General features: G+C 72.4%; 20 protein-coding genes. 8 read left to right on the top strand and 12 right to left on the bottom strand.

Going from position 1 to position 22,490, the window contains the following annotated elements:
* Positions 1–6 precede the first annotated feature (6 nt).
* On the bottom strand, positions 7–852 hold the full coding sequence (locus Prubr_RS17040) for a hypothetical protein (protein WP_212826616.1): 846 nt from the start codon (positions 850–852) through the stop codon (positions 7–9).
* A gap of 199 nt (positions 853–1,051) precedes the next feature.
* On the opposite strand from Prubr_RS17040, the gene Prubr_RS17035 reads away from it, so the two are divergent.
* From Prubr_RS17035 to Prubr_RS17025, 3 genes are all read left to right on the top strand, one after another.
* Positions 1,052–1,576 (top strand): hypothetical protein, encoded by a 525-nt coding sequence (locus Prubr_RS17035; protein WP_212826614.1) that lies wholly within the window; start codon positions 1,052–1,054, stop codon positions 1,574–1,576.
* Positions 1,577–1,735: 159 nt separating this feature from the next.
* Positions 1,736–2,203, top strand: coding sequence for a hypothetical protein (locus Prubr_RS17030; protein ID WP_212826611.1), 468 nt, complete (start codon positions 1,736–1,738; stop codon positions 2,201–2,203).
* On the top strand, positions 2,200–3,279 hold the full coding sequence (locus Prubr_RS17025; RefSeq protein ID WP_212826609.1) for a hypothetical protein: 1,080 nt from the start codon (positions 2,200–2,202) through the stop codon (positions 3,277–3,279). Before Prubr_RS17030 ends, Prubr_RS17025 begins: the two co-directional genes overlap by 4 nt.
* Here Prubr_RS17025 and Prubr_RS17020 read toward each other — a convergent pair.
* The 5 genes from Prubr_RS17020 to fdxA form a co-directional block, all read right to left on the bottom strand.
* Entirely contained in the window at positions 3,271–6,387 is a 3,117-nt protein-coding gene (locus Prubr_RS17020) for an EAL domain-containing protein (RefSeq protein ID WP_212826607.1), read from the bottom strand. The two genes, Prubr_RS17025 and Prubr_RS17020, sit on opposite strands and share 9 nt — an antisense overlap.
* Positions 6,388–6,520: 133 nt before the next feature.
* Complete coding sequence (locus Prubr_RS17015; protein WP_212826605.1) at positions 6,521–7,150, bottom strand: nucleoside/nucleotide kinase family protein; 630 nt, start codon at positions 7,148–7,150, stop codon at positions 6,521–6,523.
* A gap of 49 nt (positions 7,151–7,199) precedes the next feature.
* A complete protein-coding gene (locus Prubr_RS17010; RefSeq protein ID WP_212826603.1) occupies positions 7,200–7,868 on the bottom strand; it encodes an SIMPL domain-containing protein in 669 nt (222 codons plus the stop codon).
* A 43-nt stretch (positions 7,869–7,911) separates the two neighbouring features.
* A complete protein-coding gene (gene dapC / locus Prubr_RS17005; RefSeq protein WP_212826600.1) occupies positions 7,912–9,042 on the bottom strand; it encodes a succinyldiaminopimelate transaminase in 1,131 nt (376 codons plus the stop codon).
* A gap of 5 nt (positions 9,043–9,047) precedes the next feature.
* Entirely contained in the window at positions 9,048–9,374 is a 327-nt protein-coding gene (gene fdxA / locus Prubr_RS17000) for a ferredoxin (protein WP_212826598.1), read from the bottom strand.
* A gap of 79 nt (positions 9,375–9,453) precedes the next feature.
* On the opposite strand from fdxA, the gene Prubr_RS16995 reads away from it, so the two are divergent.
* Complete coding sequence (locus Prubr_RS16995) at positions 9,454–10,410, top strand: GNAT family N-acetyltransferase (protein WP_212826596.1); 957 nt, start codon at positions 9,454–9,456, stop codon at positions 10,408–10,410.
* A gap of 36 nt (positions 10,411–10,446) precedes the next feature.
* On the opposite strand, the gene Prubr_RS16990 is transcribed toward Prubr_RS16995, so the two are convergent.
* The 3 genes from Prubr_RS16990 to mshB form a co-directional block, all read right to left on the bottom strand.
* Positions 10,447–10,911 carry a hypothetical protein gene (locus Prubr_RS16990; protein ID WP_212826594.1) on the bottom strand — a complete coding sequence of 155 codons (465 nt, stop codon included), beginning with the start codon at positions 10,909–10,911 and terminating at the stop codon, positions 10,447–10,449.
* 145 nt (positions 10,912–11,056) lie between these two features.
* Positions 11,057–11,491: a hypothetical protein gene (locus tag Prubr_RS16985; protein ID WP_212826592.1), complete on the bottom strand. Its 435-nt coding sequence runs from the start codon at positions 11,489–11,491 to the stop codon at positions 11,057–11,059.
* A 23-nt stretch (positions 11,492–11,514) separates the two neighbouring features.
* Positions 11,515–12,456, bottom strand: a complete 942-nt coding sequence (gene mshB, locus Prubr_RS16980; RefSeq protein ID WP_212828141.1) for an N-acetyl-1-D-myo-inositol-2-amino-2-deoxy-alpha-D-glucopyranoside deacetylase — start codon at positions 12,454–12,456, stop codon at positions 11,515–11,517.
* A gap of 132 nt (positions 12,457–12,588) precedes the next feature.
* Here mshB and Prubr_RS16975 point away from each other — a divergent pair, with 132 nt between their 5' ends.
* On the top strand, positions 12,589–14,655 hold the full coding sequence (locus tag Prubr_RS16975; protein ID WP_212826590.1) for a S9 family peptidase: 2,067 nt from the start codon (positions 12,589–12,591) through the stop codon (positions 14,653–14,655).
* Between the two features lie 83 nt (positions 14,656–14,738).
* Here the strand turns inward: Prubr_RS16975 and Prubr_RS16970 are convergent, their stop codons facing one another.
* The 3 genes from Prubr_RS16970 to Prubr_RS16960 form a co-directional block, all read right to left on the bottom strand.
* Positions 14,739–16,490 (bottom strand): ABC transporter substrate-binding protein, encoded by a 1,752-nt coding sequence (locus tag Prubr_RS16970; protein WP_212826588.1) that lies wholly within the window; start codon positions 16,488–16,490, stop codon positions 14,739–14,741.
* A 129-nt stretch (positions 16,491–16,619) separates the two neighbouring features.
* Positions 16,620–17,615: an ABC transporter permease gene (locus Prubr_RS16965; RefSeq protein ID WP_212826586.1), complete on the bottom strand. Its 996-nt coding sequence runs from the start codon at positions 17,613–17,615 to the stop codon at positions 16,620–16,622.
* Positions 17,616–17,626: 11 nt separating this feature from the next.
* Complete coding sequence (locus tag Prubr_RS16960; RefSeq protein ID WP_212826584.1) at positions 17,627–18,649, bottom strand: ABC transporter permease; 1,023 nt, start codon at positions 18,647–18,649, stop codon at positions 17,627–17,629.
* 297 nt (positions 18,650–18,946) lie between these two features.
* Between Prubr_RS16960 and Prubr_RS16955 the strand changes: the two genes are divergently transcribed.
* The 3 genes from Prubr_RS16955 to Prubr_RS16945 all read left to right on the top strand — a co-directional run bounded on the left by Prubr_RS16955 (position 18,947) and on the right by Prubr_RS16945 (position 22,414).
* Positions 18,947–19,495 carry a Uma2 family endonuclease gene (locus Prubr_RS16955; protein WP_212826582.1) on the top strand — a complete coding sequence of 183 codons (549 nt, stop codon included), beginning with the start codon at positions 18,947–18,949 and terminating at the stop codon, positions 19,493–19,495.
* A gap of 85 nt (positions 19,496–19,580) precedes the next feature.
* Positions 19,581–21,017 (top strand): TldD/PmbA family protein, encoded by a 1,437-nt coding sequence (locus tag Prubr_RS16950; protein WP_212826580.1) that lies wholly within the window; start codon positions 19,581–19,583, stop codon positions 21,015–21,017.
* Positions 21,014–22,414 carry a TldD/PmbA family protein gene (locus Prubr_RS16945; protein WP_212826578.1) on the top strand — a complete coding sequence of 467 codons (1,401 nt, stop codon included), beginning with the start codon at positions 21,014–21,016 and terminating at the stop codon, positions 22,412–22,414. Before Prubr_RS16950 ends, Prubr_RS16945 begins: the two co-directional genes overlap by 4 nt.
* The last annotated feature ends 76 nt before the right edge of the window (positions 22,415–22,490 follow it).

Here is a 22,490-nt window from a genome sequence, read left to right as displayed (position 1 = left end):
TGGTGGTCACTCCGGCGTCTTGATGCCTCCGGTCGCGGCCGGCGAGAAGCGTCCGTCCTGCACGGTGTTCACGATGATGTTGAAGAACGTGTTCGGCGCCAGACCGGTGGCGTCGAAGTAGATCCGTCCGGTGCCCGGGTTGGCCGTCACGGTGTAGTCCTTGCGCATCGCGGTGCCCGACGGCATGCAGCGCGGCGGCAGCCCCTCCCCGTCCCACACCTCCCAGCAACTCTTGTCGTAGCCCCGGCTGATCCAGTTGACGCTGACGTGGTAACGCTGCTCGTTCCAGGAGTTGTCGAGCCAGCTCAGCCGGATCGTGCTGTCGGTGTAGTGGGTCGAGGCCGACAGCGTCAGGCCGGTCGGCGCGGGCGGCTCGACCTTGTAGGTGTGGCAGCCGAGCAGGCGGTCCGGCGCGACCGGCGTCGTCCAGTCCCGGTAGTTCTCGACGGTGACGCAGAACTCGTGGGTGCCGTAGGTGCCGGGGATCGGGACGGTGGTCGAGAAGCCGACGTTGGCGCCCCGGCCGGCGTGGTACCGGTCGGCGTAGAAGAGGCCGTAGTCGTAGTTGTACGCCCGCACCCGGACCCGTACCGGGCCGCCGTTGGCGTCCGACGCCCACCCGGACAGGTGTAGCTGCGCGCCGCCGAGGTACTGGTACGACTCCAGGGAGCCGGTCGGCGTCTTGTCGGACGGCGGAGGCGGCGGGGGCGGCGGGTCACCCGGATCCTCGTTGCAGATGGGCGGCGGGTTCGGCCGGTCGCAATAGGGCGCTGCGTGGGCCGGTACGGCGGGCAGCACGACGGCGGTGGCGGCGGCGAGCAGTCCCACCAGGAAGGCACGAGTACGTTTCATGCCGTCATTACGGCACGGGCGGTTGGGAATCAAGTGGCAATCGACTGGAGGTCGGCGGCACCTAGCAGTGCAGTCGGGCTTCTCGGGCAGATCTGGGCGAACCGGTGCACATCATGTAAATAACCCAGCAACCGGCGTAGAGCATTCCCGTGCCCGGGCATGATGAGCCTGCCCCCCTTACCGTCAGGGAAGGCTGTCCGTGCCAGGTCACCGGCTGCTCGCCACCGCACTGCTGATGCTGGTGCTGCCCTTGGCCGCCTGCGGCAGCGGCCGCCCGGCGACCGGCGCGGCCGACCCGACACCCGGTCACATCCTGGAGATCCCGGTGACCGTCGCGCCGGGCACCGCCTGGATGGGCGGCGAGACGATCGCCCTGGCCTCGGGGGTCACGGTCGCCACCGGCGAGCCGGTGGTCGTCCTGCCGGGGGCGGCGGGGGCGGGCAGTACGACGGCCGTACGCTTCGCGGTCACCATCACCAACCACCGACCCGAGCCGCTCGACGTGTCGGCGGCGGTGGTACGCGCGAACATCGGCACGGCCCGCGTTCCGGCGACCCTGGTCGGTGGCGGCGACCCGGGGTTCCGGGGCGTCGTGGAGCCCGGCCGGCAGCAGACGGTCGTCCTGACGTTCAGCGCCCCCACCGGCGACCTGTCGGTGATCGAGGTCAGTGTGGCCCCGGCGGTCCGGGTGGGAACGGCACTCTTCCAGGGATCGGTCGACTGACCGCGGGCGGACTGTCAGCCAGCCGACAGCGGAGCGACCATCACCATCTCGAGATTCGTCCGGTTGAGCCCGAAAAGAGACTTCGGCGACCGCTCCGCCGCCCCCGCCGACTCCCCCAGCGCCCACCGCCCGGCGCCGCACCCATCCGGAGGATCCACCGTGATCAGACTGTCCAAGCGCGGTGCCGTCGTCATGCTCGCCTCGGTCGTCACCCTCGGCGTGGCCAGCGTCGCGTGGGCCGCGTGGTCGGTCACCGGCTCGGGTACGGGCACCGCCCGGGCACAGTCCGTTCAAGCGCTGACCGCCACCGCCGAACCGGTCACCCAGCTCTACCCCGGCGCGGTGGCCGACGTACGGCTGCGGGTCACCAACCCCAACCGTTTCAAGGTGGCGGTGACCAGCCTGGCCCTCGGCCAGCTCACCACCGACAAGCCGGGCTGCACCGCCGACAACAGCGGCATCCTGCTCAAGCCGCAGACCCGGCCGGTGCTCGTCGACGCCCAGGCCCGCCCGCAGGACATCGTGCTGCCCGGCGCGATCCGGATGACCAACGAGTCCGACGCGGCGTGCGCCGGCGCGACCTTCACCCTCGGCTTCACCTTCGCCGGCGTCAGCGCCGCCGAATGAGGCGCCTGCTCACCGCGTCCCCCGCCGTACTGGCGATCGCAACGGGCGCGGCCGTCCTGGCCGGCAGCGCCACCGCACTGGCCGCCTGGGTCGTGACCAGCGAACCCACCACGCTGTCGACCACGGCCGTGACGCTGTCCCCCGGCAACCGCCCGGAGGTCACCGTGGCCGGCGGTACGGTCACCGTGCGCTGGGCCCCCAGCCAGATCGTCGCCGGGCACGACGTGTCGGGCTACCGGATCACCCGGTACGACCGGACCGGCGGGGCGCAGCCCGCCCGGGGTGTGTGCGAGGAGATCGTCACCGGCTCGAACTGCACCGACGCGGCCGTACCGCCGGGCACCTGGACCTACACGGTGCGGCCGGTGCAGGCCAACTGGACCGGCCCGGAGAGCGGGCGCAGCCACCCGGTCACCATCGCCGCCCCCGGCCCGGACGGCGGGCCCGGGCCCTCGCCGGTGCCTGTTCCGTCCGGCCCGCCGGCACCACCCCCGGCCCGCTACGGCACGGTCCTCGTCGACGGGCGCGGCGTGCCGGCGATCGGCCCCGACGCGCCGTCGTGGACCGTGGAGTGGCCGGCCAGCCCGAACGCGGCGACCACGCTGGTGGTGGTCTATCCCGGCCGGCCCGATCCCGGCTCGGTGTTCGAGGGCTGGGACGGCCGGCAACGGCCGGTCAGCGTCGTCGCCGACCCGGCCGGCCCCACCCTGACCGTGTACCCGCCCGGCCGGTCCGCTCCCCATACGCCGGCGCTGGGGCCGTTCACCGTCGGTGCCGCCGGGCAGCTCACCGCCGCCGACAGTGCCGCCGGCACCATCGCGCTCGCTGGTGACCGCTACGTCGTCACGATCGGCGGCCCGACGGCCACCGCCCGGCCGGCCACCCCGCCCCCGACCGGCAGCGCCGGCCCGACGGCCCGCGCCACCCCCGCCCCGCCGGTCCGCACCCCGAAGCCGGTTCCGGACCTGCCGACCACCCTGGCGCCGACCGGGGTGGGCGGGCCCGAGAGCCGGCCCACCGAGGCGGCGGCGGTGCCGCCGTACGTCCCGGCACCGTCCGCCTCGCGGTCACCCTGAGCGGCCGGGCAACGCCGAACGGACCGGCGGTACGACCGCGGTCGGGCCGCGCAGCAGCGACTTCGCCGCCGCGCCGGCGAGCGGTCGGGAGAACAGGAAACCCTGCCCGTACGGGCAGCCGAGATCGCCGAGCAGGTCGCGCTCGACCCGGGACTCGACGCCCTCGGCGATGACCTCCAGCCCGAGCGTGCCGGCGAGCCCGACGATGGCCTCGACCAGCGCCCGCTGCCGGGGCGAGCCGGAGATGGTCGAGGTGAAGGACCGGTCGATCTTCAGCACGTCGACCGGCATCCGCTGCAGGTAGCTCAGCGACGAGAACCCGGTGCCGAAGTCGTCGATGGCGACCCGTACCCCGATCCGGCGCAGCGCGGCGAGTTCGGCCCAGGCCCGGTCGTCGTCGCGCAGCAGCGCCGACTCGGTGATCTCCAGCATCACGCCGGACGGGTCGACCCCGGCGGCGGTGAGCGCCGTGCTCACCTTGTCGACGAAGCCCGCCGCCCGGAGCTGGTGCGCCGACACGTTGACGCTGACGTACGGTGTGGCGCGTCCGGCGCGGATCTGCCGCCAGCCGGCCACCGCGCGGACCGCCTCGTGCAGCACCCAGTCGCCGATGGCCTCGATGAGCCCGGTCTCCTCGGCGATGGCGATGAACTCCGCGGGCGGCACGAAGCCCAGCGTGGGATGCCGCCACCGGACCAGCGCCTCGAAGCCGAGGATCGCTCCGCTGCCCATCACCACGATCGGCTGGTAGTCGAGGGTGAACGTACGGTCGCTGACCGCCCGGGCGAGCGCGGCCCGCAGCTCCAGCCGCTCGACGATCGCGGTGTGCACCGAGGCCTCGTACCGGCGCCACCGGCGCTTGCCGTCGCCCTTGGCCACGAACAGCGCGAGGTCGGCGTGCCGGAGCAGTTCGCCGGCGTCGGCGGCGTCGGCGGTGGTCGCGATGCCGATGCTCACCGAGCCCCGGACCTCCGCGCCGTCGATGGTGAACGGTTCGGCGAGCGCCGCGATCACCTGCTCCGCGACCAGTTCCGCCTCGGCCGGGCTGCCCAGGTCGTCGACCAGTGCGGCGAACTCGTCGCCGCCGTTGCGGGCCACCGTGCCGAGCCCGCCGACCGCCGTGGTCAACCGCCGGGCGACGGCGACCAGCAGCTCGTCACCGGCGGTGTGGCCGAGGGTCTCGTTGACGGCGGTGAGATCGTCGAAATCGATGATCAGGGCGGCGACGATCCGCCCGGTCTCGCTGGCCCGCCCCACCGCCTCGCTGACCCGGTCGTGGAAGAGCGTGCGGTTGGCCAGCCCGGTCAGGGCGTCGTGGCGGGTGCCGTGGGTCAGCTCGTGTTCGAGCCGGCGCCGGTCGGTGACGTCGCGCAGGGTGATGACCAGTCCCCGTACGGTCCGGTCCCGGCGCAGGTCGCGATAGCTCGCCTCGACCTGGACCGGGGTGTCGTCCGGCCGGACCAGCCGCCAGTCGGCCCACTGCCCCGGCCGCCCGCCGGACGCCCGCGCCTGGGCCAGCAGTTCGGTGACCGGCACCCCGGTCTCCGCTTCGACGATCTCGCCGAGCGGGGTGCCGGGCGCCGGTTCGACCCCGAGGACGGTGGCCACCGCCGGGCTTGCGTAGCGCAGCCGGTGGTCGTCGTCGACGATCAGGATCACGTCGGTCGTGGTCTGCACGATGGTCCGGAAGTACGCCTCGCTGTTGCGCCGGTTGATCTCGTCGCTGAGGCTGATCCGTTGCAGCGCCAGCGCGGCCTGGGCGGCCAGCGCCTCCAGTGCGTCGCGCAGGATGACGAGCACCTCGGCCTCGGCGGCGACGAGCAGGGCACCGACCCGGGGGATCCCGGCGGAGCCCTCGTCGAGGACCATCGGGCACAGCAACGTCTGGTCGAAGTCGCGCAACTGGTTGGCCAGGCCCGGGTGCAGGGTGCCGGTGCGCAGCATCCGGGTCCGCCGCAGCGCGGCCGCCCCGGACATCCGGTACGGCTGCGGGGCGCCCGGCCCCCACACGCTGAACGCGGCCGCCGGCACTCCCTCGGACCGGTTGACGGAGAAGACCATCCGGTGCGTGGCGCCGCGGGGCATCAGGCGGGCGACGGTCGCCCGGACCGCCTCGGCCACCTCGTCGGCGCTGGCTGCGGAGACCAGTGCCGCGCCGGCGACGCGCAGTCCGCGTTCGCGGCCGACGGCGCTGCGGTGGGCGTCGGCGACGTCGGCGAAGCGGCTGAGCACGAGCACGAACATCACCCCGGACACCACCGAGATGACCACGTCGTCGTGCGGTTGCCCGGTCAGCGCCCGCAGCAGCAGCACGGCCGGGCCGACCAGCGCCAGCGTTCCGAGCAGGACCAGCCAGAGCCGGCTGATCTGCGCGGCCCGGGGCTGGGCCGGCTCGGTGAGCGCGGTCATCGACGGGTGCAGCGCGGCAGCGCTCCAGGCAATGTAGAAGATCAGCCAGCCGAGCTCCCCCGGGTTGCCGTCCGACCAGCCGCCGTCGCGCAGCGCGAGCACGTAGAGCACATCGGACACCAGCAACCCGGTGGCTCCGACCAGCAGCAGCAGTACGGCCGGATTTCGTCGGGCGATGACCGCCAGCCGGGCCGTGGTCGCGAAGACCAGCAGCGCGCCGAAGATGTAGGCCGCCGCCGCCGACCGGTTGACGCCCCGCGTGTCGCCGTTGAACAGCGGACCGATCACGAACACCCAGACGAGGAAGATCGCGGCGGTCGTGAAGATCAGCAGATCGAGGAAGCGGGCCCGGTCGCGCATCGTCGAGCTGATCCGGGTCAGCCCGAGCAGCCCGGTGGCCAGCAACGGAAACATCGCCAGGTAGAACATGTCGGCGAGCAGCGAGGCGGAGCCCTGCGGCTCGGTGGTGAGGCTGTAGCTCGCGTCACCGGCGGCGAACGCGACCAGCCCGGCCGCGATCAGATACCAGGCGTAGCGGCGCCGCGGCCGGTGCACGTGCACCCCGAACAGGATCGCCGCCAGGCTGGCCAACCCGGTGAGGGCCCAGCCGAGCGGCCGCAGCGGGGGCACGGCGAACACGACGACACCGAGCACCGCCATGACGGAGCAATAGCCGACGACGACCTTCCGCGTGGACACGCGCCTCCCCTGCCGGTCGCCGGACAACATCACTGTGGACACGGCGTGGACGCGTCCGCCGCTTGGTTTACCAGCCCGGCCCATGCTCCGCCATCGCCCCGGCGGACACTGATTGTGACCGATATCTGGCAGATCATCGATCCACGGAGGACCCCGAGCCGAGCACCAGATCGGCGCGATCCGCGGTGGCGGCGATCAGTTCCGCGTTCACCTGATCGGGTCCGTGCGCCCGGGCGGCGGCTTCGGCCAGGTCACGGCCGAACCGCACGTGCCGCTCGGTCAGCCGGCGCAGCCGTACGTCCTCGTCCGGGTCGAGGAACCACGCCTCGTCGAGGAGGGGTCGTACGTCGTCCCAGGGGCGCTCCCGCATGAGCAGATAGTTGCCTTCGGTGACGACCAGCCGTGCCGACGGCGGCACCGCGATGGCGCCGGCGACCGGCTCCTCGATCTCGCGGCGGAACTCCGGGGCGTAGACCGTCGCATCGTCGGGGAACCGCAGCCGGCGCAGCAGGGCAACGTAGCCGGCGGCGTCGAAGGTGTCGACGGCGCCCTTGCGGGCCTGCCGGCCGAGCCGGTGCAACTCGGCCTCGGCGAGGTGGAAACCGTCCATCGGCACCAGGACGGCGACGTCCCCCAGGGCGGCGACGATCCCGGCGGCCAGGGTGGACTTGCCGGCACCGGGCGGGCCGGCGATGCCGAGCAGTTGACGTGGGCCCGCGTCGGCGAGGGCACGGGCGCGGGCGACCAGGCGGGGATCCGTCACCGGCCGACTATCCCACCGCCCGCCGCCCCGGGCACCGGCCGGTCCGGGCTCAGTCGGCCGGGTCGGCCAGCACGGTCGGTGGGCTGATCGAGAACCTGGCCTCGACGCTGGCCTGCACCGTCTGCACCTGCGGGTCGAGGTCGAGGTCGGGCGGCCCGCCGGAGTCCTTCGCCATCGCGCCGAGCTGGAAAGCGGCCCTGGTCATCACCGGCTGGTTCGTCATCCCGCTGTCGGCCAGTTCGAGCAGTGCGGTGACCCGGGCGCCGAGCGCGTCGGCGTACTCACGGGCCCGGACGAGCGCCTCGTCGATCGCGGCCCGGCGGGCGTCCCGGTAGACCGGACTGGCCGGCCGCAGTTCCCACCAGGGGCCGGCGACGGTCGTCTGGTCCTGGTCGGCGAGCCGCAGCATCAGCTCGCCGAGCACGGTGAAGTCGGTGACGGTCACCGTGGTGGTGACCGAACCGTGATAGGCGGCGACCCGTTCGCCGGACCGCTTCAGCTCCGGGCGCACCTGGAGGGTGCCGGTCTCCCGCCGTTCGATCGCGGTGCCGTAGCCGTCGATCACCGAGCGGGCCGCGGCGGCCCGCTCGCCGAGCCGGTTCAGGGTCGTCTGCCGGTCGCGGTCCCGGGCCGCCACCGTCACCGCGAACCGGGCCACCTCCGGCGGGACCTCCCGGGTCGCCTCGCCGCGTACTGCCAGAACCGGACCATCGACCATGACCACAGCCTAGCCAGCCGCAGCGTCCGGCGCCGGGAACCGCTCAGCGGGCGAGCCGCTCGACCGCCGCCGCCACCCGCTCGTCGGTCGCGGTCAACGCGACCCGGACGTGCCGCTCCCCCGCCGGCCCGTAGAACGCGCCCGGCGCGGCCAGGATGCCCCGCTCGGCCAGCCAGGTGACCGTCGCCCAGCAGTCCTCGCCCCGGGTTGCCCACAGATAGAGCCCGGCCTCGGAGTGCGACAGCTCGAAGCCGGCACCGGTCAGCGCCGCCCGCAGCAGTTCCCGCCGGGCGGCGTAGCGACCGCGCTGCTCCTCGACGTGCGTCTCGTCGTCCAACGCCGCGATCATGGCCGCCTGCACCGGCGCCGGCACGATCATCCCGGCGTGCTTACGCACCGCCAGCAGCTCGGCGACCAGGGCCGGGTCACCGCCCAGGAAACCGGCCCGGTAGCCGGCCAGGTTGGAACGCTTGGACAGCGAGTGGACGGCGAGCAGCCCGGCGTACGAGCCGCCGCAGACCCGCGGGTCGAGGATCGAGACAGGCTCGTCCTCCCAGCCCAGGGAGAGGTAGCACTCGTCGCTCGCGACGACCGCGCCGCGCTCGCGTGCCCAGTCGACGACCTTGCGCAGGTGGGCCGCGGGCAGGACCCGGCCGGTCGGGTTGGAGGGCGAGTTGACCCAGACCAGCCGGACCCGCGGCGTCGGGCCGAGCGCGGTCAGTGAGTCGGTACGCACCACGGTCGCCCCGGCCAGCCGCACCCCGACCTCGTACGTCGGGTAGCCGACCTGCGGCAGCACGACGACGTCACCGGCGCGTACGCCGAGCAGGGTGGGCAGCCACGCGACCAGTTCCTTGGACCCGATCAGGGGCAGCACGCCCAACCCGTCGGCGGAGGCGCCGCAGGACCGGCCGAGCCAGCGCGTGATCGCCGCCCGCAGCGCGGGTGTGCCGGCGGTGAGCGGATAGCCGGGCGCGTCCGAGGCCGCGTCGAGGGCAGCCCGGATCAGCGCCGGGACCGGATCGACCGGCGTGCCGATCGACAGGTCGACGATGCCGTCCGGGTGCTCGGCGGCGAGCCGCTTGGCCGGCTCGAGCAGGTCCCACGGAAAGTCGGGCAGGCCGGCCGAGACGGCGGTGACCGGTGGCGCCGTCGCCGGTGTCTCGGCGGGCACGCCGCTCAGTGGCCCTCGCCGCGAGGCGGCTGGGCCGCGACGAACGTCGCGTCCTTCTCCACCTTGCCGACCTTCGAGGCACCGCCGGGCGAACCGAGGTCCTCGAAGAACTCGTAGTTGGCGGTGGTGTAGTCCTTCCAGTTCTCCGGGACGTCATCCTCGTAGAAGATCGCCTCGACCGGGCAGACCGGCTCACACGCCCCGCAGTCGACACACTCGTCGGGGTGGATGTAGAGCATCCGGTTACCCTCGTAGATGCAGTCGACCGGGCACTCCTCGATGCACGCCTTGTCGAGCACATCCACGCACGGCTCGGCGATGATGTACGTCACGGGTCATCTCCTCCGCAGGCTACGCCGCGATCAACCGCGGCGGTAAGAGCCTAGTATCTCGCCGGGGAGGGGGTCGATCGTGCTCCGACAGCAGGATGTGGGACATCGGGTCGTGGTCCGGCGAATTGTCGGGGTACGGAACGATAGAGCCCTGTATTCCGACGCGCTCGGCGAACTCGTCGATCTCACCGAGACGCATCTCACCATCGCCACCTCCAGCGGCCCGCTGAGCGTACCGCTGACCGAGGTGCACCGGGCCAAGCGCGTACCCGCCTCGCGGCGCCCGACCGCCGCGGACGTCGTCGCCCTCGAACTCGCCGCCAACGAGGCGTGGCCGGCACCGGATCAGGACCGGCTCGGCGACTGGCTGCTGCGCAGCGCGCAGGGCTGGACCGGCCGGGGCAACTCGGCGCTGCCGGTCGGCGACCCCGACCGCCCCCTGGACGCGGCGATCGACGCCGTCCGGGACTGGTACGCCGCCCGTGGTCAGCCGGCGATGGTCAACGTACCGCTCCCGCTGGCCGCGCCGGTCGGCGTGGCGCTCGACGAGCGGGGCTGGGGCGCCCGGGCGTTGACGCTGGTCCGCACCACCGCCCTGCCGAACCTGCTGGCGGCGGCACCGCCGCGCGGCGACCTGCCGGAGCCACGGCTGGAGTCGGCGCCGAGCGCCGGCTGGCTGGCCGTCACGGCCGGCCGGAAAGGTGGTCTGCCGGCCGCGGCGCACCACCTGCTGACCGCTGTCGACCGGGTCTGTTTCGCCCACCTGCACGAGGACGGCGAACTGGTCGCCACCGCCCGCGGCACGATCACCGGCGGCGGCCGCTGGCTCGGCATCGGGCTGCTCGAGGTGGTTCCCGCGGCGCGGCGACGCGGCCTGGCCGCGCACACGATCGGAGCGCTCGCCCGGTGGGCGGCCGCGTCAGGGGCGACCGACGCCTTCCTCCAGGTCGAGGAGCGCAACACACCGGCGGTGACGCTCTACGGGCGGCTCGGCTTCACCACCCACCACACCTACCTGACCCGCGTGGCGCCGTGACCGCACCCGGTGCCCGGTCCGGCCGGCCGGCTCGGATCAGCGTCGGACGACCCGCCGGGGCTTGGCCAGCTTGGCCTCGCTGTACTGCTGCAACGAGCGGGAACGGTGGTCGCGGCCGAGCGCGATCAGGACGAGGTAGCCGACCACGGTGCCGCCGAAGGTGAACGCGGCGTAGAGCCAGATCTGCGAGAAGAACGAGCCGGCCCCGTTGGCGAACGGGTACGAGCCGCTGACGAACGGACCGACGAAGACCGTCAGCGCGAGGGCGATCAGCACCGCGCCGGCCAGGTCGGCACCCCATCGCGACAGCGGGTGCTGCCGGCCCCAGACGAACGCCAGCACCGCCAGGATCACCGCGATGACGGCGAACATGCCGAGCGAGACGCGGTCCTCGACCTCGGGATTGGCATCGAAGCCGAAGCGGGTGACCAGCCGGGCGACGACGTTCACCAGGAAGAGCGCCCCTGCGAGCAGCCCGATCGGCACCCAACGGTCCTTCATTGCACACCCTCCCGACACCCAGGCGAACTTTCCGCTAGAACTCTTACCGTTCCCGTGGATGATCCGCCAGGTTGCGCGGGTAACCGCTTGGACACCTTTCATGGCCGGCGGTGCGTGGCGCGGGTGGCGCGCCGGCGCGCGGGGATCAGCGTGCCGGCGCCAGGATCAGCCGGAATCCCATGATGGCAAACGCCATCGAGCCGGCGACGATCGTCGCCAGGCCCACCCAGTTGTCGCCGGTCAGCAGCAGGTCGCCCTCGTCCGTACGACCGGCCGCCACGACCATGATCGCGAACCAGGTGAACGCCGGTAGGGCGACCGCCCACCGCTTGCCGACCGCCCGGTACGCGAACCAGCTCAGGGCCACGTTGGCGACCAGCGCGATGAGCGCGGACACCCCGATCAGGTGACCGCCGACCCGCACGGTCGCGAAGAGCAGCTCGAGTACGGCGGTGAGCAGCGCCGCCACCACGGCGAGGATGCCGCCCACCACCCGCAGGGCGAGGTCGACGGCCGCGCCGGACGCCGAGGGCTTTTCCGGTTCGGGCGGCTGCGCCCCGGACGGCGCCTCGGGGGTCATCAGCGGTACCGGGCCGGGGCCGGTCACCGCGCCCCGGCGCGCAGCGGCACGCCGGCCTCGGTCGCCGGTCGGCCGGGCGGCGTGTCGGCACCGTCGGCCACCGGCGGGACCTCGTCGGGATCGGCCGGCAGTCCGGCGAACAGGTCGCTCTCCCACCGGTACGGCCCGCTGCCCGGCCCCTTCTCGCCGACCGCCAGCGTGTAGTACTCGACGCCCATGAACTCGCTGCCGAAGTTGCCGGCGATCGAATAGAGCCAGGAGGTGTCCGGGATCTGGGTCGCGTGGGCCCGCATCGCCGCCTCCTTCGCGGCGTGCCAGTCGGTCCCGTCGACCCGGGCCGCGATCTGCTCGTCCGGCGTGCCGAACGGGAAGCCGTCGACGTCGTCGATACCGGCGAACGGATTGTCGGTCGACGCGCCGAACGCGGCCAGCCCCGCCTCGAGCACACTGCGCGGCATCGCCGTCCAGTAGACCTTGGCGGGCCCGAAGCCCCCGGCCGTCGCGATCTCGGCCGCCCGCATCGCCACCCGGTGCGCCTGGATGTGGTCGGGGTGGCCGTAGAAACCGTTGGGGTCGTAGGTGACCAGCACCTGGGGGCGGGTCTCCCGCATGATCTCGACCAGGTGTCCGGCGGCCTCGTCGAGATCGGCCTGCCAGAACGCGCGCGGGTCGTCGTTGGTGGGCAGTCCCATCATGCCGGAGTCGCGGTAGCGTCCGGCGTCGCCGAGGAACCGGTGGTCGGCGACCCCCAGGGCCCGGCACGCCACGTCGAGTTCGGCGATCCGGTAGCCGCCGAGCTGGTCGGCCTCGGCGGCGGCGAGCCGCGCGAGGGCCGGCACGTGGATCTCGCCTTCCTCACCGAGCGTGCAGGTCACCAGGGTCACCTGGGCACCGCTCGCCGCATAGAGGGCCATCGTCGCGCCGGTCCCGATCGCCTCGTCGTCGGGATGGGCGTGGACCAGCATCAGTCGTCGTGCCACCCGGGTCACTCTACGCGCCACCCGGGTCCGGCCGACCGCAGCGCCCGTACGGCGGATGCCGCGCGTCGACTGCCGCGACCGGCCCCACGGGGAAACGCACCGGCCTACGATCCGGGTGTGGACTTTCCCGAGCTGGCGGCGCGTACCCGGCGGTTCACCAGCGGCGCGCCGCGGGCGGTGACCGTCGCCGGTGACGGCAGTCGGGTGCTCTTCCTGCGCTCCACCGGGTCGCAGGACCCGGCGGACGCCCTCTGGCAGCTCGACGTGGCGACGGCGACCGAACACCTGGTCGCGGCGTCGGGCGTGTTGCTCGACGACGCGGCGACCACCGAGGGCATCGCGGGCTACGCGACCGACCCGGCCGCGCGGGTCGCGGCGTTCGCGCTCGCCGGGCGGCTCTTCCGCGCCGACCTGGTCGACGGCGGGGTGGTCGAGATCCCGGCGCGGGGACCGGTGGCCGATCCCCGCCCCGACCCGACCGGCACCCGCATCGCGTACGTCACCGGGGGCACGCTGCGGGTCGTCGGGCCGGACGGCGGCGACGCACTGCTCGCCGGTGAGGACAACGGGACGAGCTGGGGGGTGGCCGAGTACGTCGCGGCGGAGGACTTCGGCCGGCACCGGGGCTACTGGTGGGCGCCGGACGGCGGGTCGATCCTCGCCGCGCGCGTCGACGACTCGCGTCTGGTGCGCCGGCACCACCACGATCCGGCCCACCCCGACCAGCCGCCGGACACCCACGCGTATCCGCAGGCGGGCGGGCCGAACGCCCAGGTCAGCCTGCACCTGCTCGACCTCGACGGCGGGTGGGTCGACGTGCACTGGGACCGGGAGACCTATCCCTACCTGGTGTCGGTGCACTGGGTCGAGGGCGGACCGCTGATCACCGTGCTGCGCCGGTTGCAGCAGCACGGGCTGGTGCTCGCGGTCGACCCGCGCACCGGCGAGACGCAGGTGCACGCCGAACTCGCCGACCCCCGCTGGGTCGAGCCGGTCGCCGATACGCCGGTGCACCTGCCGGACGGCCGGGTGCTGGTCGGCGGCGAACTCGCCCACGACGGCTACGACGCCCGCTGCCTCTTCGCCGACGGCACCCTGCTCACCCCGCCCTCGCTCTACGTACGGCGGGTCGTCGGCCGGCTGTCCGGCGGCGGTGCACCGGACCTGCTGGTGGAGGCCAGCGACGGCGAACCGAGCCAGCAGCACCTGTTCCGGGTGCGTACGACGGTCGGCGCCGGCGGGATCGAGATCCGCCGGCTGACCCAGGAACCGGGCTGGCACGTCGGGGCGGTCGGCGGCGGCACGATGGCGGTCGGCGCGCGGTCGCTGGACCGGATGGGCACCCGCTGGACGGTGTGGCGCGACGACGTCGAGGTGACCACGATCGGCTCGCTCGCCGCACCCGCGCCGTACGCGCCGCGGCCGGTCCTCGAACGGGTCACCGACCGGCGGTTACCGGCGGCGGTGCTCTATCCGCGCAACCACGTCGCCGGGCGGCGTCTGCCGGTGCTGGTCGACATCCACGGCGGTCCGGGCCGGCAGGAGGTGCGGGCCGACCGGTCCGCCTGGCTGGAACGACAGTGGTGGGCCGATGCCGGGTTCGCGGTGGTCACCGTCGACAACCGGGGTACGCCGGGCGTGGCGCCGTCGTTCGAGAAGGCGGTGCACCGACGGCTGGCGGACGTGATGCTGACCGACCAGGTCGAGGGGCTGACCGCGCTGGCCGACAAGCACCCCGACCTCGACCTCGCCCGGGTGGCGATCCGCGGCTTCTCGTTCGGCGGCTGGCTCGCCGGGCTGGCGGTGCTGCGCCGGCCGGACCTCTTCCGGTGCGGGATCGCCGGAACGCCGCTGACCGACTGGGCGCTCCACGACACCGCCTACAGCGAGCGCTACCTCGGGCTGCCGGTCGACGCGGCCGAGGTCTACGCACACCACTGTCTGGTGGAACTGGCCGCGGAACCGGTCGTGGTGCCCGACGACGCCCGCCCCCTGCTGCTGGTCCACAGGCTCGCCGACCGGCGGGTGGTGCCGGCGCACACGCTGCGGCTGTCGGCGGCGCTGCTGTCGACCGGGCGGCCGCACTCGGTGCTGCCGCTGCCGGGCGCCGACGACGCGCCCGGCGACGGTACGGCCGAGCGGTCGCTGCGGCTCGAACTGGACTTCGTCCGCCGGTCGCTGTGACGTTCCGCCGGGGGCCGTGGCATCTCGCGGTCGCCACTACGGTGGCCGGGCGCCGCCCGTGCGGGCGGCGCCCCGGTCCGGCGCTACTTGGCGTACGCGTTGTAGAGGATGTGGGTCCCGATGTTGTCGGAGATGAACACCCCGCCGACCTTCGAGCCGTAGACGCCGGTGAACTTGCTCTGGAAGAGCGGCACGACCGGCACGTACTTCTCCATGATCAAGCGGTCGATCTCGGCCCAGCGCGGGCCGGCCTCACCGGCCGGCAGCGCCGCCGCCTCGTCGATCTTGGTGTTGACCTCGTCGGAGTTGAAGTACGACACGTTCGAGTTGCCCTGCGGGCCGAGCCCACGGCCGTCCCAGAGCACCGGGATCGTCGACGCGGCACTCGGCCAGTCGGCGGCCCAGTTGGAGATGTAGATGTCGTACTCGTTGCCCCGGGTCCGGGCGGTCGGGTTGTGCTGCGGCGTCTCGACGGTCTTGACGGTGACCTTGAAGCCGGCCTTCTCCAGGCTCTCCTTGACCACCGGGTGGGTGCTCTGACCGAAGGCGCTGGACCGGGCCATCATCACCAGCTCCGGCTGCTTGCCGCCGAGCAGTTCCCTGGCCTTGTCCGGGTTGCCGTTCGGACCGCCGTCGTACGGGTTCGGGTAGTCCGTCCAGCCGATCGTGGTGTCGGCCAGCAGGGTGTGCGTCACCTTGCCGCCGGCGTCGCCGCCCTGCGTCAGCACGATGCCCTGCTTGTCGATGGCGTACGCGATGGCCTTGCGGACGTTGATGTCGGTGATCCGCTCGTTGTTGATGCTCAGGTAGTAGACGAACGGCTGCGAGGTGGAGATCGTCCGATCCTTGAGCTCCGCATTGTTCAGCACCTGGTTGACCAGTGCCTGCGGGGCGCCGTTGCTGCTGATCGAGTAGGCGTCGTCACCGGCGTCGGCGATGATCCGCTCGGTCTGCGCGGTGTTGTCCGGGCCGATCTCCCAGACGTAGCTGTCCGGGTAGTCGTGCCGCAGCGGGTCGGTGGCGGCGTCCCAGTGCTCGTTGCGCTCCAGCACCAGGCGGGTGTCCTTGATGTACTCCTTGATCTTGTACGGCCCGGACGAGAAGATCCGGCGGTCGTACTCGGTCTTGGTGTCCTTGGCCGGCGGCACCGGCGCGGTGGTCGGGAGGGACACCGCGAACGGCAGATCGCAGTGCGGTTTGGCGAAGGTGAAGACCAGGGTGTGGTCGTCGCGGACCTCGAGGCCCGGAACGTCCATGCTGCCGGAGGTGTACGGCCCCTTGTACGTCTCGTTGTAGGCGGCGTTGTCCGCCAGCCACTCCTGGATGTACGTGGCGCCGCCGTCGATGGTCTCCTCGAAGGAGCGGGCGATGCCGTACGCGACGTCGGCGGCCTTGACCTCGGTGCCGTCCTCGTACTTGACGCCCTTCTTGAGCTTGTACTCCCAGACCTTGCAGTCGTTGTTGACGTCGGTGCCGGGCGTCTCGGCCAGGTCGCCGATGAGGGTGAGCTTGCCCTCGCCGTCCTCGCGGAACTGGGTCAGCGTCCGCACGATCATGTGCTGCGCCGCCATCGCGTTGACGGTGTAGGTCCGCTGCGGGTCGAGGTGCTCGAAGTCGCTCTGCTGGATCACCCGGATGGTGCCGCCACGCTTGGCGCCGGGCACCTCGGGCGCCGGCCCCTGCGACTCCTTCGGATCGGTGGCGATGGCGCTGGTCTTCTGTTGGACCTTCTCGTCCTCGGTGCCGGACTCACCGGTGTTCTCCGAGCACGCCGCCAACGCCGACGCCAGGACCAGGGCCACGCCCGTCGCGGCAACCGCACGTCTTGGTCGCATCAGTCGTCCCTCCCGATACTGGAAGACGAAGAAATCCTCCGCCTAGATCATTATGAACGGATATTTCTTTCGGATAACGCGTGGACAACGAGTCCGATCGATAGTCGGAAAGGTTGCCGGTACGACCGGCTACGCCAGTCGCACCCTCGGATCGATCACCGCGTAGAGGGCGTCGACGACGACGTTGGCGACGACGATGAAGACCGCGGCCAGCAGCACGGTGGCCATCACGACCGGCATGTCGAGGTTGATCGCCGCGTTCAGCGACGCCTTGCCCAGACCGGTGAACCCGAAGATCGTTTCGGTGATCACCGTGCCGCCCAGATAGGCGCCGAGGTCGAGGCCGGCGATCGTCACGATCGGCGTGATCGCCGCCCGCAGCGCGTGCCGTACGTGCACCCGCCCCTTGGGCAGCCCCTTCGCCCGGGCCGTACGGACGAAGTCCTCCGACAGCGTCTCCAGCATCTGGGCCCGGGACAGCCGGGCGTACGACGCGGAGTTGAGGAAGCCGAGCGCGATCCAGGGCAGGATCATCGCGCTCGCCCAGGCCACCGGGTTCTCGGTCAGCGGCACGTAGCGCGGATAGCCGAGCAGCCCGGACTCGTAGACGAACACGATCAGCAGCAGCGGACCGAAGAGCAGGATCGGCATCGAGGCACCGACCAGCGACACACCGACCGCGCCCCGGTCGAACACGGTCCCCCGGCGCAGCGCGGAGACCATGCCGACGGTGATGCCGATGAGCAGCCACACCACGGCCGCGCCGGAGACGATGCTCAGGGTCACCGGCAGGGTGCGGCCGACGATCTCCGAGACCGGTTCGTCGTTGCGGAACGAGAAGCCGAGACAGGGCGCCGGGCACTCGCGGGCCGCCTCGCCCTCGCCGAACGTACGGCCGGCGAAGATGCCCTTCATGAACTCGCCGTACTGCTGCGGCACCGGCGCGTTCAGCCCCATCCGGGACTCGATCATGGCGAGCCGGTCCGGGCTGCACACCTTCTGGTTGCCGCACATCAGCTCGGCCGGGTTGTTCGGTACGGCGAAGAACAGTCCGAACGTCAGCACACTCACCGCGATCAGGGTGCTGACCGCGAGCAGCAGTTTCTTGATGACGAACCGCAGCACGTCGGCGCCCCCTAACGGTCCGACTTCGGGTCGAGCGCGTCGCGCAACGCGTCGCCGAAGAGGTTGAAGGAGAGCACCAGCAGGAAGAGGGTGGTGCCGCCGACCAGGGTGAAGGTCGGCACCTCGCGGACGAAATGGACGCTCTCACTGATCAGCCGGCCGAGGTCGGGCGTCGGCTCGAGGATCCCGATGCCGAGGAACGACAGCGCCGCCTCCGCGGTGATTAGGGCCGGAACGTTCAGCGAGAACGTCACCAGGATCGGCGCCCACAGGTTGGGCAGCAACTGGCGGAACATAATGTGCCCGAGGCCCGCGCCGGACGCCCGGGCCGCCTCGACGAAGTCGCGCTCCCGCAGCGACAGCACCTGTCCCCGGACCAGCCGCGCCGTGTAGGTCCAGTTGAACATCACGAAGATCAAAATCAGCAGTACGGGCCGGAACCAGGTCGCCTCGGCGTCGCGCACCCCGTAGAACTGGTTCACCGCCACCGGGATGAACGCGAAGCAGAAGATGTAGAACGGGAACGCCATCGTCAGGTCGACGAACCAGGTGACGACGGCGTCGAGCCGGCCGCCGACGTAGCCGGCGAAGATGCCGATCAGGATGCCGAGCGCGATGGTCAGCACCGCCGCGGTGAACGCCACCATCAGCGAGGTGCGCAGCCCGTAGACGAGTTGGATGAAGATGTCCCGGCCGATGTTCGGCTGGATGCCCAGCCAATGGTCGGCATCCACACCGGCGTAACCGAGCGGGAAACCGTTGCGGTCCAACCGCTCCGGGAAACGGTCGAGCGGCCCCTTGCCGTAGAGCCGTTCGATCAGCGGTGCGGCCACCGCCACCAGGATGAAGAACACCAGCATCCCGCCGCTGACCACGGCGACCTTGTCGCGGCGCAGGCGCCGCCAGGCGAGCTGGCCCGGCGAGCGCCCGACGAAGGCGACCCGGTCCGCCGCCGTTCCCACCGGAGCATCCGACGGCGGGCCGACATCCGGCTCCGCCGCGACCTTGGCAAGGCCGACCGGCTGCTCGCTCATGCCGCCGCCCCGCTCCGCTCGCCCATGCCGCCGCCTCCCCTCGTCGGCTCCCCCGTCTCCCGGACGCGGGCGGCATCGGCGACGACCGCGAAAGGAACCTGCAATGAGCCTCTGACCGTGAAAATAATCTACGGAGGGTCGGCGGGGCCACCCCGCCCGGCGTAACGACTGTGCATCAGGCATGAACGCAGGTCAATAACCAGGCTCGAGCCCACCGGATCACCCCCGTTTTCGCCCTCCCCACCCCGGCGGTCGACTGGAACCATCGGGACGACCGGGCCGCCGGAAGGAGCGACGATGAGCGGAGCGATCACGCAGCGGGCGGAGCCGTGGACCGAGGAGGAATACCTGGCCCTCGGCGACGCGTTCCGGCGGGCCGAACTCTTCGACGGCGGACTCCACCTCCCCCCAGCGCCCACCCTTCGCCATCAAGTCATCGCGCACCGGCTCGCCGAGGAACTCGACGGCGGAGGCCGGACCGCCGGATTACTCACGTTCCACTCGGTCAACGTCCGGTTGCGGGCCGCCCGCCTGACGATTCCCGACGTGGTCGTCACCGAAGTCATCACCCTCACCGAGCCGGCGGTCAACGCGTCGGCGGTCCGCCTGGTCGGCGAGGTCGTGTCGCCGACGAACGCGGCCATCGACCTGGTGCTCAAGATGCACTATTACGCCGCCGCGAAGATCGGCTGGTACCTCATCGTCGAGCAGGACACGAAGAGCCTGCGCCTCTACCGGCTGCACGGGGTGTCCTACGTGGAGCACGCGGTCGCGCGGCCCGGTGAGGTGCTGCGGCTGACCGAGCCGGTCGTGGCCGACATCCGGCCCGAGGATCTGCACACCTGACGTACGGCGACGCCTCGCATACAGTGGCCTCACTGTGACCCGGCGCCACAGGCCGGGGCCCCGGTGACGACCGGCGAGGAGACGCATGACGCATTTCGACGCGGCCACCGCGGCCGTACAGGCGGCACTCGACGCGGGGGCGCGCTACGCCGACGCCCGGGTCATGCACCGCCGACATGAGTCGATGTCGGCCCGCAACGGCGAGGTCGAACGGCTCGGGCAGAGCGAGGACGCCGGCATCGGCGTACGGGCGCTGGTCGGTTCGAGCTGGGGCTTCTACGCCGTACCCGAGCTTTCCGACGCCGCCGCCCGCGCGGCCGGCGCCCGGGCGACGGAGATCGCCGCCGCGAGTGCGACCGTGCCCGGCCGGGACAGCGGCCTGATCCCGGTCGACGGGCGGAGCGGCTCGTGGGCGTCGCCGTGCGAGATCGACCCGCTGTCGGTCGCCCTGACCGACAAGGGTGACCTGCTGGTCCGGGCGACCGAGACGATGCGCGCGAACGGCGCCGACCTGGCCGAGGCCGACTACCAGATCTGGGACACCGCCAAGTGGTTCGTCTCCAGCGAGGGACACCGGGTCGACCAGCGGGTCCGGGAGTGCGGCGGCGGCATCCGGGCGACCGCGATCGGGGCCGACGAGACGCAGCGCCGCTCCTATCCGAGCAGTTCCGGCCACTACGGAACGCAGGGCTGGGAGCTGGTCGGGGCGCTCGACTTCGACGCCCACGCGGCGCGGATCGCCCAGGAGGCGCGCGAGCTGCTGACCGCACCGCAGTGCCCGGCCGGCGAGACCACGCTCATTCTCGGCGGTGAGCAGATGGCGCTGCAGATCCACGAGTCGGTGGGACACGCCATCGAACTCGACCGGATCCTCGGCTGGGAGGCGGCGTTCGCCGGCACCTCCTGGCTCGACCTCGGCCAGCTCGGCAGCCTCCGCTACGGCTCGGAGCTGATGAACGTCACCATCGACCCGACGATCGCCGGCGCGCTCGGCAGCTTCGGCTTCGACGACGAGGGCACCCCGGCGGCCCGGCGCGACGCCGTACGCGAGGGGCGCTGGGTCGGTGTGCTGGCCGGGCGGGACTCGGCGGCGGTCGCCGGCCTCGACTACGCCGGCAGCGTACGTGCCGACGGCTGGTCCCGGCTGCCGATGGTGCGGATGACCAACGTCGGGCTCGAGCCCGGGCCGCACACGCTGGAGGAGATGATCGCCGCCACCGACGACGGGGTGCTGATGGACGTGAACCGGTCCTGGTCGATCGACGACCAGCGGCTCAACTTCCAGTTCGGCTGCGAGATCGGCTGGGAGATCAAGAAGGGCCGGCGCGGCCGGATGCTGCGCAACCCGACCTACACCGGGATCGGGCCGCTCTTCTGGCGCTCGATGGACATGCTGTCGTCGGAGACGTTCCCCTGGGGCACGCCGGACTGCGGCAAGGGGCAGCCCGGCCAGGTCGGCCACACCGGCCATCCGGCGGCGCCGGCCCGGTTCACCGGCGTACGGATCGGGGTGCGCGGATGAGCGCCGACTTCACGGGCGGGGCCGAGCAGGATCTCGCCGCCCGGACCGTCGAACTCGTCCGGCGGGCCGCCGGGCCGGCCGCGCAGGCGGAGGTCTTCACCGACCGGGTCGCCCAGGCGCTCACCCGGTTCGCCAACTCGGCCATCCATCAGAACGTCGCCGACACCACGGTCACGGTACGACTGCGGCTGCACCTGGACGGTCGTACGGTCACCGGCTCCACCACCGTGGTCGACGAGGCCGGGTTGCGAGGGCTGGTCGACCGGGTGATCGCCGCCGTCCGGGTCTGCCCGCCCGACCCGGGCTGGCCGGGGCTGACGCCACCGGCCCCGATCACCGCACCGGGGCGGTGGGACGAGGCGACCGCCGACGCTTCCGCCGACGACCGGGCCGCCCGGGTACGCGCGTTCGTCGACGCCGCCGGCGGGCTGGAGACGGCGGGCTACTGCCGTACCCGGAACTGGTCGGCGGCCTTCGTCAACAGCGCGGGTCAGGCGGTGACCGGTCGGACCGTGGCGACGGCGATGGACGGCGTCGCCCGGGGCGGCGGTGCGGACGGGGTGGCCCGGCTCGCGTCCGGCCGGCTCGCCGACATCGACGGTGCCGTGCTCGGGGCACGGGCGGCGGCCAAGGCCAGGGCGGGTGTCGATCCGGTGGAGTTGCCGCCGGACCGCTACGAGGTGGTGCTGGAGCCGACGGCGGTCGCCGACGTGCTGCACAACCTGGCGCTGTGGGGCTTCAACGGCAGGATGGTGGGCGAGCGCCGGTCGTTCGCCGAGCCGGGGAAGCCGCAGTTCGACCCGGCGATCACCCTGGTCGACGACGCGGCCGGCGGGCTCGGCCTCCCGTTCGACTTCGAGGGCACCCCGCGTACGGCGCTGACGCTGGTCGACGCCGGGCGGACCACCGCCGTGACGCACGACCGGCGCACGGCGGCCGGGGCCGGTACGACGTCGACCGGGCACGCCCCGCCGGCGGACAACCCGTGGGGGCCGGCGCCGAGCAACCTGGGGCTGGTTCCGGCGCCCGGACCGGGGTCGGCGCCGGCCGAGGTGTCCGGTCCGGCGGTCGATGCCGACACCGCCGACCTGGTGTCCCGGGTGGAACGCGGTCTGTTGATCACCGACTTCTGGTACACGCGGGTGCTCGACCCGAGGAGCCTGGTGATGACCGGTCTGACCCGCAACGGGGTCTGGTTGATCGAGGACGGCGCGGTCGTCGGGCCGGTCCGCAATCTGCGCTTCACCCAGTCCTATCCGCAGGCGCTGGCCCCGGGAGCCGTTCTCGGCCTGGGTCGGCGGGCCACGCTGCTGCCGGACAGTTGGAACCCGTCGACCTGGTCGGCGCCCGCCGTACGGCTGGCGTCGTGGAACTTCACCGGCGGCGCCTCGGGCTGATGTTGACGGACCCACGAGACCGTCGTAACTTAGGTGAGCCTTACCGAATTCGTGGGGCCAACCGGTTGCGGGTGGC

The sequence above is a fragment of the Polymorphospora rubra genome (assembly GCF_018324255.1).
GTDB classification, from domain to species: Bacteria; Actinomycetota; Actinomycetes; order Mycobacteriales; family Micromonosporaceae; genus Polymorphospora; species Polymorphospora rubra.
The sequence above is the reverse complement of the archived record's forward strand: the minus strand, read 5'-3'. Positions and strand labels throughout refer to the sequence as shown.

Coding starts and splice junctions, on each gene's coding strand:
- Prubr_RS17040 (WP_212826616.1), bottom strand. CDS start 852: ATGAAACGTACTCGTGCCTTCCTGGTGGGACTGCTCGCCGCCGCCACC.
- Prubr_RS17025 (WP_212826609.1), top strand. CDS start 2,200: ATGAGGCGCCTGCTCACCGCGTCCCCCGCCGTACTGGCGATCGCAACG.
- Prubr_RS17010 (WP_212826603.1), bottom strand. CDS start 7,868: ATGGTCGATGGTCCGGTTCTGGCAGTACGCGGCGAGGCGACCCGGGAG.
- Prubr_RS16990 (WP_212826594.1), bottom strand. CDS start 10,911: ATGAAGGACCGTTGGGTGCCGATCGGGCTGCTCGCAGGGGCGCTCTTC.
- Prubr_RS16985 (WP_212826592.1), bottom strand. CDS start 11,491: ATGACCCCCGAGGCGCCGTCCGGGGCGCAGCCGCCCGAACCGGAAAAG.
- mshB (WP_212828141.1), bottom strand. CDS start 12,456: ATGCTGGTCCACGCCCATCCCGACGACGAGGCGATCGGGACCGGCGCG.
- Prubr_RS16970 (WP_212826588.1), bottom strand. CDS start 16,490: ATGCGACCAAGACGTGCGGTTGCCGCGACGGGCGTGGCCCTGGTCCTG.
- Prubr_RS16960 (WP_212826584.1), bottom strand. CDS start 18,649: ATGAGCGAGCAGCCGGTCGGCCTTGCCAAGGTCGCGGCGGAGCCGGAT.
- Prubr_RS16955 (WP_212826582.1), top strand. CDS start 18,947: ATGAGCGGAGCGATCACGCAGCGGGCGGAGCCGTGGACCGAGGAGGAA.
- Prubr_RS16950 (WP_212826580.1), top strand. CDS start 19,581: ATGACGCATTTCGACGCGGCCACCGCGGCCGTACAGGCGGCACTCGAC.
- Prubr_RS16945 (WP_212826578.1), top strand. CDS start 21,014: ATGAGCGCCGACTTCACGGGCGGGGCCGAGCAGGATCTCGCCGCCCGG.